Genomic DNA, 12,739 nt, shown 5'->3' with positions numbered 1-12,739 from the left:
GCGCGGTGGCATCCATCGGGACAGGACCGACAGCATCAGGTCTCAAGAGCCGCAATTGTGCGCAGCACCCGCCATCCGGACGGTTTCCGATCTGCAGGCTGCTGTCGAGTTTCTTCACGATCATTTCGACGATCGCCAATCCCAGTCCTGCGCCGTTGCTGTGGCCGTTGCTGTAGAAGCGCTCCAGCAGGCGTGGTGCGTTCTTTTCGTCGATACCAGGCCCGCAATCTTCGACGCGCAACTCGGCCTGTCCGTCGTGACTGCGGTCGAGAATGACGCGGATCTCGCTGTTGGCCGGGGCGAAGTTAAGCGCGTTGGTCAGCAGATTCTGAAAAGCGACGGTAATGGCTGCGGGGTCACTGTGTAGCCGGAAGTCTTCGATCCCATCAAATACCAGTTCAACCTTTTTCTCGGCCGCCAGTGGAGTCAGCTCTGCCAGTTCCTCACGTACCAGGCTGCCCAGGTCGAAGGTCTGCAATTCGTTGTGGTTAATCTTCGGCTCGAGTCGCGCCATGGTCAGCAACTGACTGGCGATACGCGTCGCGCGGTCGACGCCATGCACCAAGTAATCCAGCGCTTCTTCGCGTTGCTCTGGCAATTGCGCCTGTTTGGCGTTCTGCGCGTGGATGCGCAGGATGGTCAGCGGGGTACGCAATTCATGAGCAGCGTCGGCGATGAAGCGTCGTTCCCGCTCCAGCAGATTTTCGATCTGGATCAGCAGACGATTGAGTGCTGTCTGCATCGGCTCCAACTCTTTTGGCAGTGGCGAGAGCGCCAAAGATTCAAGACTCTCCGGCTCACGGCGGCGGATGACACTGGCCATGAATTGCAAAGGGCGCAGACCCCAGCCGATAGCCAGCCAGATCGCCAGCGCCAGAAGGGGCACGCCAATCACTGTGGGCCACAGGGTGTGCCGGACAATGCGTTGAATCAGATCCTGACGCACGTCGTCGCGCTCGCCAACCCAGATCAACAGTCCTTGCTGTGCGTCGACCAGCAGGAAGCCACACCAGTCATTGCCGTCTTTGAGGAAGTCATGTGAGCCTTCGGTAACGGGCGGACCGTCCAGCTCCGGAGCCTCGGCGGAACGCACCAGCAGTTCCCCGGAGCTGCGCCAGATCTGGAACGTTAAACGGGTTTCATAAGGATGTGCGGCTTCACCGCCGCCCACTCGACTCATGGCTTCGTCGAAAGCCTGATACAGACGATTGAGGTCGGTTTCGCCTGGAGGCCGTTGGCGCAAAACGCCCTGCAGCAGGCGTGCGCTTTGCGCGAGCTGGGCGTCGTACACCTCTTCAATTTCATGGTGGCTGTCACGTAGCGCCAACCAACTGATGGTCAGGTCGCCCATGAGTAACAGGAGCAACACGGGGATAAGTATGCGTGCGCGAACTGAGCTCATCACAGAGTCTCGATCCGGTAGCCCACACCGCGCACGGTGCGGATCAATTCTGCGGAGAGTTTCTTGCGCAGGTTGTGGATCAACACCTCAAGTGTGTTGCTCTCCACCTTGTCTTGCCAGCCGTACAGCGTCGACGACAGACGCTCACGGGTCACGACTTTGCCGGGCCTGATCATCAGTTGGTGAAGTAGTTGATACTCCATCGGCGTCATGGCGATTTCGATGCCGTTGAAACTGACTTGCTGGGTCGCAGGGTCCAGGCTGATTTGTCCATGTTCCAGCAACGGCTGCGCACGGCCCTGACTGCGCCGCAGCAACGCGCGAACCCGAGCCTTGAGCTCATCCACGTCGAACGGTTTCACCAGATAGTCATCAGCGCCAGCGTCCAGACCGGCGATGCGATCCGGCATGCCGTCGCGTGCAGTCAGGATCAGCACCGGCAAAGACTGTTGCTCCGCGCGGATCTGGCGCAGCAGGTCGATGCCGTCCAGGCGCGGCAGGCCAAGGTCGAGCAGCAGCAGATCGAAGCGCTCGCTGCGCAGGGCGTGCAATGCGCTTGCGCCGTCTTGCAGCCAGTCTAGCGTATAGCCTTCGCTACCGAGGGCGACGCGGATGCCCTGGCCCACGGCACGGTCATCTTCCACAAGGAGCAGGCGCATAAGGTGTTCCGTATTGGTTTTGGCCGGTAAAGGCGCACATCATGCCGCTGCGTCAGCGCTTCGGGCAGAGCCTTGTGTCGGGGAAGATGTAACGGGCTGTTGCGTCCTAAGCTTTCGCTAAGCTTCGTTTTGCACAGTGGCGGCTCCTTAGTTCTTACGAGTGTCTGCCATGCGTAAAGTCCTGTTGCTGGTTCCCTTCCTGCTCGCCAGCCCGCTGGCCCTTGCCGGTCCACAATGCACCACCGCCGAACGCTCCACCTGGCAGGATCAGGGCAAATTCCAGGAGCAACTCAAGGCTCAGGGTTACGAGATCAGCAAGTTCAAAGTCACTGACGGCAACTGCTACGAAATCTATGGTTTCGACAAAGACAAACGCAAAGTCGAGATCTACCACGATCCGGTCACCGGCAAAGCCGTGAAGACCGAGATCAAGGGCTGATGACTCGGCCAACCCTACGCCTGTGGGACCCGTTGGTGCGGCTGTTCCACATTTCTCTGGCCGGTGTTTTCGTCGCTAACTACTTCTTCAATGAAGCCGGTGACGATTGGCATGTCTGGCTGGGTTACTACGCGGTGGCCTGGTTGGTGGCGCGGGTGGTGTGGGGTTTCATCGGGCCGCGCAGTGCGCGTTGGTCCGATTTCTGGCCGACGCCTGCGCGTTTGCGGGCCCATGTGGGTTCGCTGCTCAGGCGTCAGCCGGAACATCGGCTGGGCCACTCGCCGCTGGGCGCGTTGGTCATGGTGCTGATGATGGCGATGATTTTTGCTATCGGTCTGACGGGATGGTTGATGACCGAAGTGGATGCCTTGTGGGGCGCAGACTGGCCTCAGCAGATTCATGAAACGCTGGCTGACGGCCTGGCGTTGGTGGTGTGCCTGCACATAGCGGCAGCACTGTTTGAGAGTTATCAGGTGAAGGACAACCTGCCGTTGTCGATGATCACCGGTCGGCGTCGGTCGCTTGCCGACGAGTCACGTGATTGAACCCAGACATTTTGCCTTCGCGATTGTGATCACTACCCATGCGACTGACTTCTTTCAATGTACCTGTCTTGAGTGCGGGCCTTGCGCTTGCGCTGGTTTTTCTCGGCGCCTGGTTCAGCCATCCGCAGCACACCCTGGCAGGTTTTGCGGTCGCTGCTGCGGTGGCCCCGGTTTCAGGTGTTGCGGCTAAAGCCAGCTACAACACTCGTTTCGCATCGTCTGATCTGGATGACTTTGTTCACTCTTCGGCGGTGACTGCATTGCCCGGCGGTGACCTGATGTCGGTCTGGTTCGCGGGCACCCGTGAGGGCGCGGGCGATGTCGAAATCCGCGCCTCACGATTTGATGCACGCTCAGGCGAGTGGGGCGATGAACAGGTGTTGGCGACGCGTCAGTCCACCCAGACAGGCACCGGCAAATACATCCGCAAACTGGGTAACCCGGTGGTTGCTTTGGCGCCGGACCAACGCTTGTGGCTGTTCTATGTCTCCGTGTCGGTCGGCGGCTGGGCAGGCAGTTCAGTCAACGTGATGGTCTCCGAGGACATGGGCAAGAACTGGTCGCAGCCACGTCAGCTAGTCACTTCACCTTTTCTTAATATCAGCACCCTGGTGCGCGCCGCGCCGGTGTTTCACGCCGACGGTTCGATCGGCCTGCCGGTTTACCACGAGTTTCTGGGCAAGTTTGCTGAATACCTGTACCTGAGCGCCAACGGCGATGTGATCGATAAATTCCGCATCAGCCGAGGCACCAACTCCCTGCAGCCAACCGTGGTGCCGCTGGATGACAGGCGTGCGGTCGCTCTGCTGCGTTACGCGGGCAATACCCATCACAAAGTGCTCGCCAGCCGCACCGAAGATGGCGGCCAGACCTGGAGTGAACCGCTGCCCCTTGCGCCAAGCAATCCCAATTCCTCGTTGGCTGCGGTCGGCACGCCTGATCGCGGCCTGTTGGTTGCGCTGAATGACCTGCGCGACGGCCGTTTCAAACTGAGCCTGTACGGTACGGACGAGCAGATGGATCACTGGACCTCGGTGATCGATCTGGATAAATCCCCCGATCCCCTTGGTAATCCGTTTTCCTTTGATGCCTACAAGGCAATCATCGGCGAGGGTTTCCGCGCGTCCAGCGGCGTGCGCCGTCATTCGCTGGAGGAGCAGTTCCTGAGCAATCTCGACCAGCGTGTCTGCTCACCCCAAGGCTGCGATTTTGAGTATGAATACCCGTACTTCATCCGCAGCCCTGACGGGCTGTATCACCTGGTTTACTCGTGGAATAACACGTTCATCAAGCACGTCAGCTTCAATGAGGCCTGGCTGGCGGAGCAATTACTGTGATCTCTCTGTGGCAAGCCCATCTGTTTTTCAGTCTGGCGCTGTTCCTTCTGGTTGCGTCGTTGGCGCCGAGTCTGAAGTCACGCCTGATTATTCTGGCGGGATTTTCAGCCTTAGGCTTTGTCAGCCTCAATGGTCTTTCGCTGGCGGCCTACGTACGCAGCTTTACTGATGATCTGGCAATCACCACCGCGATTGTTCTTGTCTGGTTCAGCTTGCAGCGCCTGGGTATGAAACTGCCTGGAGTGGCTCGACCTGGCGCCGTCGTGGTGATCGTTTTTGCTGCGTTGGCACTGGTTCTGTATCCGGCCACATTGGGCCTGACCTACAGCGATCCTTATCGACTGGGATTTAATCCGCGCCCATTGATCGTTGCCACTGCTGTCATCGCTTTCGGCTTGCTGTACCTGCGTAATGGCCTGGGTGTGGTGATGCTGGCAGGCGCAACACTGGCCTTCGCGGTGCGCGGCAAACCTTCGGAAAATTACTGGGACTACCTGATCGACCCGTTGCTGGCGTTGTATTGCTGTGTGGCGCTGGTGGTGATGGTCGTGCGTGGCATCTATCGTCGCTGGCGCAGTCGCCAGCCATTAACGCTATCAAACGGCAAGCCGGTTTCGGGCTTGTGAGTAAACCGTTCAAGGGGATGAAAATGGGGTGGCTGCAATCACGGCGCTTGCTGTATTGGCTGGGCGTGACCGTGCTGTTTTTCGTGCTGCTGAGTGTGTTGCGGCTGGTGTTTTTCTTCGGTTTCTCCGGCGTTGATCCTGCCAGTCTGAGCACTGACAACACAGTCGCACAGACGCTGGGTATCGGCTTCCGTTTCGACTTGCGTCTGGCTTTGTTGTTGGCGTTGCCCCTCGTCGTGCTGCTGTGGATTCCTCGCTGGAACCTGCTGAACATAAAGACGGTGCGTTGGTTGGCGCGGGTGTATCTGGCGGTCGTACTGGCGTTGGTCACTCTGGTTTACATCGTCGATTTCGGGCATTACGCGTATCTGGGTGTGCGGATCAACGCCAGCGTTATGCGTTATCTGGACGACGCGCAGATTTCCCGGGACATGCTCTGGCAAACTTATCCGGTGCTGTGGATCACTGCGAGTTGGCTCACCGGTATTGGGGGCATAATCGTGGCCTTCATCGGGCTGGAGCGGCTGACCCTTGAGCGTCAGGCCAGGCCGATCAAGCGTTGGTCCGTCGCGTTTGGCGCAGTGCTCGTGACGTTGGCCACGTTGTTGGGGCTGCTGGGACGGGTTGAAAACCTCAATCTGGAAAATCCGGTTCCGCTGCGCTGGAGCGATGCGTTCTTCTCGGGCAACAGTCAGATTGCCGCGTTGGGTTTGAACCCGGTACTGTTTCTCTATGACACGCTCAAAGTCGGGCAATCGCGGTATGACGAAGACGTGGTGCGTGAGCATTATCCAGTGGTCGCTGATTATCTGGGCGTCGATAAACCAGACCCGCAAAGCCTGACCTTCACGCGTCAGCAAGATGTGCAGCCTTACAATGTCGTTGCCACGCGGCCGCCGAACGTGGTGTTTGTCATGCTGGAGTCCTTGGGCACCAGTGCTGTGGGGGCGTATGGCAACCCGCTCAACCCGACTCCCAATCTGGATTCGCTGGCCAAGCAAAGCTGGTTCTTCCGGCATTTCTATGTGCCGGTTACGGGGACGGCCAAAACTGTATGGGCAAGCATTACCGGGGTGCCCGATGTGACCCGTCAGGAAACCGCGACCCGACACCCGATGCTGACCCGGCAAAACACACTGATCAACGACTTCAAGGGCTACGAGAAGCTGTACATGATTGGCGGCAATTCCGGTTGGGCCAACATGAATGCTCTGATCCGCCGCAGCATCGTCGACATTCGGCTTTATGACGAGCGTGACTGGCATTCGCCTGTGGTGGATGTCTGGGGGATCTCCGATCTGGATCTGTTCAAGGAAGGCGACCGAATCCTGCGTGCGCTGCCCAAGGACCAGCCGTTCTTCGCCTATTTGCAGACGGCAGGCAATCACCGGCCGTTTACCATTCCCAAGGACAACGACGGCTTTGAAGTCAGTAACCTGAGCCTTGAACAAGTGCAGGCAGCGGGCTCGCGCAGCGTCGAGCAATACAATGCGGTGCGCTTGCTGGACTTCAATATCGAGCGGCTGATGGAGCTGGCCAAGGCGGGCGGTTACTACGAGAACACGATTTTTGTTCTGTTTGGCGACCACAACACCCGTATCAGCCAGATCCCGCACATGCCTCCGGCCTTTGAACAGTTAGGCCTGGAGAGCAACAACGTGCCGATGTTGATCCACGCACCAGGTTTGATAGGGACGAAGGTGGTTGAGGAGGCAGTCGGGTTGGCAGACTTGTTGCCCACCGTGGCAGGTATGGCAGGCATTCCGTTCAGCAACGGCGCCATGGGGCGGGATATCCAGCAGCCTGCGCCGGAAGGTGAACGTGTCGTGCCGCTGGTACTGCGCGAAGGTACGTTCCCGTTAATTGGTGGCGTGACCCGGCATTTCCTCCTGCAGATGGAACACGACGGTACGTCACCGACGCTGCACGACCTGGCCTCGGCAACCCCGTTGGAAAACGTTGCCGGTCAGCATCCGGAGGAGTTCAGTCGCTTGCGTACGTTGACCCTCGGGCTGCATGAAAGCGCGCGATTGATGTTGTATCGGAATGTGCAGTGAGACCGGGCATGGCGATGTCACGCTTGCTCACTGCAACCCGATTGCTTGAATTGAAATGTATTTTCCCTGTGGGAGCCGGGCTTGCCCGCGATAAGGTTTAGGTGATCTACCTGCAGAATCGAGGTGTCCTTATCGCGGGCAAGCCTGGCTCCCACTGGAATAATGGTGCTCGATGGAAATCGAGTACTGCCTGAAAACCGTGAAACGTTTGACGATATTTTCATGCTCTTAACAGGTATGATGCCCACCTTCGTTGGGGAGTAGCCTGCTGCTGAGTTATCTCAGGAGCGTTCGTATCAACATTCTCGGCAGCAGCCGTGGTACGAACACCTTTTGGTTGGCGAGACCAGCGACATATCCATGCCTAAAGTCGGGCGTGTGGATGTGTCGTTGACTCATAGCCCGACTGGAAGTAAACCGTGAGCCCCATTTCCCTCATATTCGTTGCCTTGGCCATGTCCACGGACGCTTTCGCGGCGGCCATCGGTAAAGGCTCCAGCCTGCACAAACCGCGTTTTATCGAAGCACTGCGCACCGGTCTGATTTTCGGCGTGATTGAAGCCATCACGCCCGTCATTGGCTGGGCCATTGGTAGTGCCGCGAGCAGCTTTGTCCAAAGCTGGGACCACTGGATTGCCTTTACCCTGCTGCTGATCCTCGGCTTGCATATGATCTATAACGGGTTGAAGCCGGAGGAAGACGAGGCTGAGGAAAAAGCCGGGCAGCATTCGTTTCTGATTCTCGCTGTCACTGCTTTTGCAACCAGCATTGACGCGCTGGCCGTCGGGGTTGGCCTGGCGTTTGTTGATGTGAATATTCTGGTCGCAGCGGCTGCAATCGGTCTGGCAACCATGACCATGGTGACTATCGGCGTCATGCTCGGCCGGGTGCTGGGGACGATGGTCGGCAAGCGTGCCGAGATCGTGGGCGGCGTCGTACTGATGCTGGTCGGCGCGACAATCTTGTATGAGCACCTGTCTGCGTAGTCAATACGAGCATTATGTAGGAGCTGACGAGCAGCGCGAGGCTGCGAAGCATTCATCCTGGCAGACCGCAATCGCAGCCTCCGGCAGCTCCTACAGGTCCAGTATTTGCCGCGAGACAGCGCGGCAGAAAGAGGTAGAGTCTCAAAAATTACAGCTATTTTTTTACCGCAAACGCTGCGCCCAGCGCCTGAAGCCGGGTCGCCATTGGCGAAAGATCTACGCTGCACTGGATGAGGGTGATCACGTCTGTAGCGTTGTTTTGTGCAATTGCGTGAACGGTCGTCAGACGATCGTTGATGCCCACCGATGCTGCGGATTGCTGTTCGGTGGTGCCTGCGATCAATACGTTCAGGCGATGAATTTCCAGCACATCAGCGACGGTGCTTTTCAACAGTTCCGAGCCCAGTTGGCTGGCCTGGACACAGCGTCCAACCTCTTCGCCGCTGTTACGCATCGAGTCGGCTGCGGTGCGGCTTTCCTTCTGTAGTGATTCGACGATCTGGCGAATCTCTTCCACCGAGCCTGCGGTTTTCTGCGCCAGGCCTCGAACCTCATCGGCGACCACTGCAAATCCTCGGCCCTGCTCCCCGGCACGGGCAGCTTCAATAGCAGCGTTGAGGGCCAGCAAGTTAGTCTGCTCTGCGATTTCGCGAATAACGTTAATAACCTTGCCGATCTTTTCTGCCTGGTCGGCCAGTGACTGCACGCTCTGGTTAGCCCCACTGATTGAAGATTCCAGGTTGGCAATGTCTTTGCTCGCCTTATCAACCGACTCCTTGCCCTTGACCAATTGATCGTTGGCTTTGTTGGCGCCGTGATGGGCTTCACTGGCGTGTTGTGAGATGTCGTCCAGGGCTGTAGTGAGCAGTTGCATCGAGTGAGCCATGCGAGTGATTTCTGCCAGTTGCTGCTGCGCGCCTTTGTCCAGGGTTTCGCCTGCCACCGATAACTGACGACCCATGGCACTCAAACCGCTGGTTTCATGAATCACGCCACCAACGGTGTTGGTGATCAACGCGAGGAATTCGTCAAAGCGCTGGGAGGAGTGCATGCCGACGCGGCTTTCAGTGACACCTGCTCTTTTATCCAGACGCGCGGCGGCCTGGAGGATTTTGTCCAGCAGGTCCTGGTTCTCGCTGGCTTCGCGATGGCTGTGTATCGCCAGATAAATCAGGATGGCGCTTTCAGCGACGACATAGGCGGCATGGATGAAGACCACATCCCAACCGCCGTGATGCTGCATCACGTATACCGGATAACCTGAATGCTGCAGCACATGGAAGAGTAAATGGTGAACGGCGATGGTCGCGGCAGCCACGACAATGGGCAGCCAGTCCCGGTAGAACGTCAGTACCGCCAACAGCGCGAAAATACCGAAGTGGACTTCGATCAGGCCTTGAGTCTGATTGATGTGCAAGCCCGACATGACCATCAGGGCAACGCCCGCCAGGCAACGAAACAAGCGGGTACCACGCAAGACGGGATACAGCGCAGTCATGGCAATGGCCGCGCCGCCGCCGACCAGAACGGCCTGGCCGAAGGTTGAGTGAATAGTCGCCAGCCCCAGTGCGTAGATAAAACATATCCACAGGAGCCCGAGCATGATGCGGTCGGCTTTACGGTAATGATCGGTAAAGCGAGGCACCGTCGACATAGCGCAAATCCTCAACATCCATTTCATGGAACCGCATGAATGCCGAGTATGCCTGCGTCTATGGGACTAAAGAAGCGGTATGCCATCACCGATGCTGTCTCGCGACAGGCATCGGACCTGTAGGAGCTGCCGAAGGCTGCGATGGCGGTCAATCAGGATGGATGCTTCGCAGCCTTCGGCAGCTCCTACAGAGGGATGGGCTTGTCAGTCTTTAGTGCAACTTCATGCGCGGCTCGGTTCCTTTGCCGATGCGGCTGCCGAGCATCAACATCAGCGTGCGGAACATGCCGTACAAAGCCATCTGGTGCATGCGATACAGAGAGATGTAGAACATCCGCGCCAGCCAGCCTTCAAGCATGACGCTGCCGGTCAGGTTGCCCATCAGATTGCCCACTGCCGAGAACTTCGATAGGGAGATCAGCGAACCATAGTCAGTGTATTTGTAGTCCGGAAGCGGTTTGCCCTCGATGCGCAAGCGCAGCGATTTGACCAGCAACGAAGCCTGCTGGTGCGCGGCCTGGGCGCGGGGCGGAACATTGCGGTCCGAGCCTTTTTGCGGGCAGGCTGCACAATCGCCGAAAGCGAAAATGTTTTCATCGCGAGTCGTCTGCAACGTTGGCAGCACCTGCAATTGGTTGATGCGATTGGTTTCCAGGCCGTCGATTTCCTGCAGGAAACCCGGTGCCCGAATACCGGCTGCCCAGACCTTGAGCGTGGCCGGGATCACCAGACCGCTGGCGGTGATCAGCGAATCTGCAGTCACTTCACTCACGGCTGCATCGGTCAGCACCGTAACGCCAAGTTTCTCCAGAGTCTTGTGGACCGGGCCGCCAATGCGTTCCGGCAAGGCAGGCAAGACGCGTGGGCCAGCCTCGATCACCGTGATACGCAGGTTTTCCGGCTTGATCCTGCCCAGTCCGTAAGCCGCCAGCTCATGAGCCGCGTTGTGCAGTTCAGCGGCCAGTTCCACCCCGGTCGCACCTGCGCCGACAATCGCCACGGTAATTTCCTGGGCGGTGTCGCTTTGCCCGGCATGGGCACGCAAGTAGTGGTTGAGCAGTTGCTGATGGAATTTCTCGGCTTGTTTACGAGAATCCAGGAACAGGCAGTGCTCGGCTGCGCCCAGGGTGTTGAAGTCGTTGGTGGTGCTGCCTACCGAAATCACCAGCGAGTCATAGTCGATGCTGCGTGCCGGAACCAGTTCCAGACCGTCTTCATCAAGGGTAGCCGCCAGATGAATCTGCCGCGCTTCACGGTTCAGGCCGGTCATTTTGCCGAGCTGGAACTGAAAGTGGTTCCACTTGGCCTGGGCCACATAGTTCAGCTCATCTTCATAAGAGTTGAGCGAGCCAGCCGCGACTTCGTGCAGCAGCGGTTTCCAGATGTGAGTCAGGTTGGCATCGACCAGGGTCACGCTTGCCGTGCCTTTTTTGCCCAGGGTCTTACCCAGGCGGGTGGCCAGCTCCAGACCGCCAGCGCCGCCGCCAACGATGACAATACGATGAGTCATAGGGATATCTCATAAGGTTTAAGGAATTCGGGGGGAGTGAGTTGATCTGCGCGAGCGCTAAATTAATGCTGCTCATAGCGTCAGATAACTCAACAATCGGCTCAACAGGCCCAGGCCAACCACCACTGCAACCACCACGATCAGGAGCAGCCACGGCCGGAAAGGCCGGCGCTCAACTTGATGCTGGGGGGCTTGCAGGTACTCTTCGACACGCTTTTGGTCTTCGGGTTTCAGGCGACTGGACATGGGAGCCTCAGAAAAGAGGGCAACGGTGTTATTCGGCAATCAGTTCGAGCGGTTCGACCCGCAACGAATCATCTAGACGAATGATGCCGCTTTGTATCACTCGCGCGGTAATTCCGCCATGTCCACGTACGGCCTGAAAGGTGCCATGGCCCAGTCGTTGCTCCAGCCGGGCGCAGGGCTGACACCAGCCGGTGGTTTCCAGAATCGCCTGACCGATCCTGAAACGACGGCCTTTGAGGCTGAACAGATTGATGCCGCTGATCACCAGATTGCGGCGCAGGTCTTGCGGCACGATGGGTTGATCTTCAGCGCGGCTCAACAGGGAGCTGACAACCGCGAAGTGCTCCCACTGAATTAACGTCACCTGGCGTGCATTGCGTGGCCCGGGGCGGGCGTGGTCACCGGTCAGTCCGGCTTCGCGACGCGCTTCCACGGCCTCCAGTTCAACCATGTCGCCACGCGACTCGGGGCGTACGCCAATCCAGCGTACCCGGCCGGTTTGTGGCACGTCGGCCAACAGCTCTTGCAGAGGGCTCATAAACTGATTCCAACATCGAAAACCACGCTGCGGCCCAGATTGGTCCGCAGAAAATCCGGTGCGCCGGGATGGGCATACAGCACGCGGGCAAAGGTCGGCCCCACCAGAGACAGCGAACGCCAGCCCTGGCGCAGGTACTCGGTGGGCGGTGGGAAATGGCTGTTCAAATCCAGCACTTCGCGTTTGAGGCTGGCGAAGGCAATGATATCCAGTTCACCCAGATCAATGCCGCGCTCGTTGTAGTTGTGGGCTTTTTTGCGCAGCGTCGGTGCCAGGCGTTGCAGCAGCTCATTGGCAGGAATGCGCTTGGGCTTGGCTTCGCGGCGCACCAGTTGGCTCAAGGAAAATGCCCCCCGTCTTCGTGCGAGCTCTTCGCGCCACTCGTCATTGAGCCGACGGCCTTCATCCAGAACAAAAAACACTTCAAAACAGGCGTCGCGAAACAGCACATCCGGCGGTTCCTGTCCGGCAGCGGTGAAGTCTTCGTGACGATGCGGGATGTTCAGACCTTGCAGTAAACGTTCACAAACCCATCGCTCACGCTCCCACTTTCGCGCATTGGAAAGAAACGCGTTGGCTTGTTCGGCCTGGATCGTTAGCAGGCGAAGGTAGTCTGAGTCATCCATGGGCCAAGCTTAGCGTTCTAATAGCTACAACTGGAAGATGCTGCTGCCGCTTTTGCTAATCCAGCACAGGTAGGAGTGAGCTTGCTCGCGATTGGGTCTGCCAATTGATGAGGA

The 12,739-nt window shown here is 58.1% G+C and carries 13 protein-coding genes and 1 riboswitch; of the genes, 6 read left to right on the top strand and 7 right to left on the bottom strand.

The window, feature by feature from the left end; translation table 11 throughout:
- Together AUC61_RS06160 and AUC61_RS06155 are read right to left on the bottom strand one after the other, a co-directional pair.
- A partial coding sequence (locus AUC61_RS06160; RefSeq protein WP_243245008.1) for an ATP-binding protein occupies positions 1-1,402 on the bottom strand: 1,402 nt, incomplete at its 3' end.
- On the bottom strand, positions 1,402-2,061 hold the full coding sequence (locus AUC61_RS06155; protein ID WP_243245007.1) for a response regulator: 660 nt from the start codon (positions 2,059-2,061) through the stop codon (positions 1,402-1,404). The genes AUC61_RS06155 and AUC61_RS06160, both read right to left, overlap by 1 nt.
- 169 nt (positions 2,062-2,230) lie before the next feature.
- Here AUC61_RS06155 and AUC61_RS06150 point away from each other — a divergent pair, with 169 nt between their 5' ends.
- The 6 genes from AUC61_RS06150 to mntP all read left to right on the top strand — a co-directional run bounded on the left by AUC61_RS06150 (position 2,231) and on the right by mntP (position 8,051).
- Positions 2,231-2,500: a PepSY domain-containing protein gene (locus tag AUC61_RS06150; RefSeq protein WP_027900126.1), complete on the top strand. Its 270-nt coding sequence runs from the start codon at positions 2,231-2,233 to the stop codon at positions 2,498-2,500.
- Complete coding sequence (locus AUC61_RS06145) at positions 2,500-3,045, top strand: cytochrome b/b6 domain-containing protein (protein WP_243245004.1); 546 nt, start codon at positions 2,500-2,502, stop codon at positions 3,043-3,045. The genes AUC61_RS06150 and AUC61_RS06145 overlap by 1 nt, the downstream gene beginning before the upstream one ends.
- Before the next feature lie 38 nt (positions 3,046-3,083).
- Complete coding sequence (locus tag AUC61_RS06140) at positions 3,084-4,382, top strand: sialidase family protein (protein WP_243245002.1); 1,299 nt, start codon at positions 3,084-3,086, stop codon at positions 4,380-4,382.
- Positions 4,379-5,008, top strand: a complete 630-nt coding sequence (locus tag AUC61_RS06135; RefSeq protein WP_243245000.1) for a hypothetical protein — start codon at positions 4,379-4,381, stop codon at positions 5,006-5,008. The genes AUC61_RS06140 and AUC61_RS06135 overlap by 4 nt, the downstream gene beginning before the upstream one ends.
- A 23-nt stretch (positions 5,009-5,031) precedes the next feature.
- On the top strand, positions 5,032-7,065 hold the full coding sequence (locus AUC61_RS06130; RefSeq protein ID WP_243245316.1) for an LTA synthase family protein: 2,034 nt from the start codon (positions 5,032-5,034) through the stop codon (positions 7,063-7,065).
- 243 nt (positions 7,066-7,308) lie between these two features.
- Positions 7,309-7,486: riboswitch (yybP-ykoY riboswitch) on the top strand.
- On the top strand, positions 7,485-8,051 hold the full coding sequence (mntP, locus tag AUC61_RS06125) for a manganese efflux pump MntP (RefSeq protein ID WP_122662884.1): 567 nt from the start codon (positions 7,485-7,487) through the stop codon (positions 8,049-8,051). Its footprint overlaps the riboswitch before it by 2 nt.
- Before the next feature lie 154 nt (positions 8,052-8,205).
- Here mntP and AUC61_RS06120 read toward each other — a convergent pair whose 3' ends face one another.
- The 5 genes from AUC61_RS06120 to AUC61_RS06100 all read right to left on the bottom strand — a co-directional run bounded on the left by AUC61_RS06120 (position 8,206) and on the right by AUC61_RS06100 (position 12,625).
- Positions 8,206-9,705: a methyl-accepting chemotaxis protein gene (locus AUC61_RS06120; protein ID WP_243244999.1), complete on the bottom strand. Its 1,500-nt coding sequence runs from the start codon at positions 9,703-9,705 to the stop codon at positions 8,206-8,208.
- Between the two features lie 211 nt (positions 9,706-9,916).
- On the bottom strand, positions 9,917-11,215 hold the full coding sequence (locus AUC61_RS06115) for an NAD(P)/FAD-dependent oxidoreductase (RefSeq protein WP_243244997.1): 1,299 nt from the start codon (positions 11,213-11,215) through the stop codon (positions 9,917-9,919).
- Positions 11,216-11,287: 72 nt separating this feature from the next.
- Positions 11,288-11,461, bottom strand: coding sequence for a DUF3094 family protein (locus AUC61_RS06110; RefSeq protein ID WP_243244995.1), 174 nt, complete (start codon positions 11,459-11,461; stop codon positions 11,288-11,290).
- Positions 11,462-11,489: 28 nt separating this feature from the next.
- Positions 11,490-11,999 carry an MOSC domain-containing protein gene (locus tag AUC61_RS06105; protein ID WP_243244993.1) on the bottom strand — a complete coding sequence of 170 codons (510 nt, stop codon included), beginning with the start codon at positions 11,997-11,999 and terminating at the stop codon, positions 11,490-11,492.
- Positions 11,996-12,625: a DUF1780 domain-containing protein gene (locus AUC61_RS06100; RefSeq protein ID WP_243244991.1), complete on the bottom strand. Its 630-nt coding sequence runs from the start codon at positions 12,623-12,625 to the stop codon at positions 11,996-11,998. The genes AUC61_RS06105 and AUC61_RS06100 overlap by 4 nt, the downstream gene beginning before the upstream one ends.
- Between the last annotated feature and the right edge of the window lie 114 nt (positions 12,626-12,739).

It is taken from the genome of Pseudomonas maioricensis (assembly GCF_022790535.1).
Taxonomy (GTDB): Bacteria; Pseudomonadota; Gammaproteobacteria; order Pseudomonadales; family Pseudomonadaceae; genus Aquipseudomonas; species Aquipseudomonas maioricensis.
This window is presented reverse-complemented; position numbering and strand designations above follow the sequence as displayed.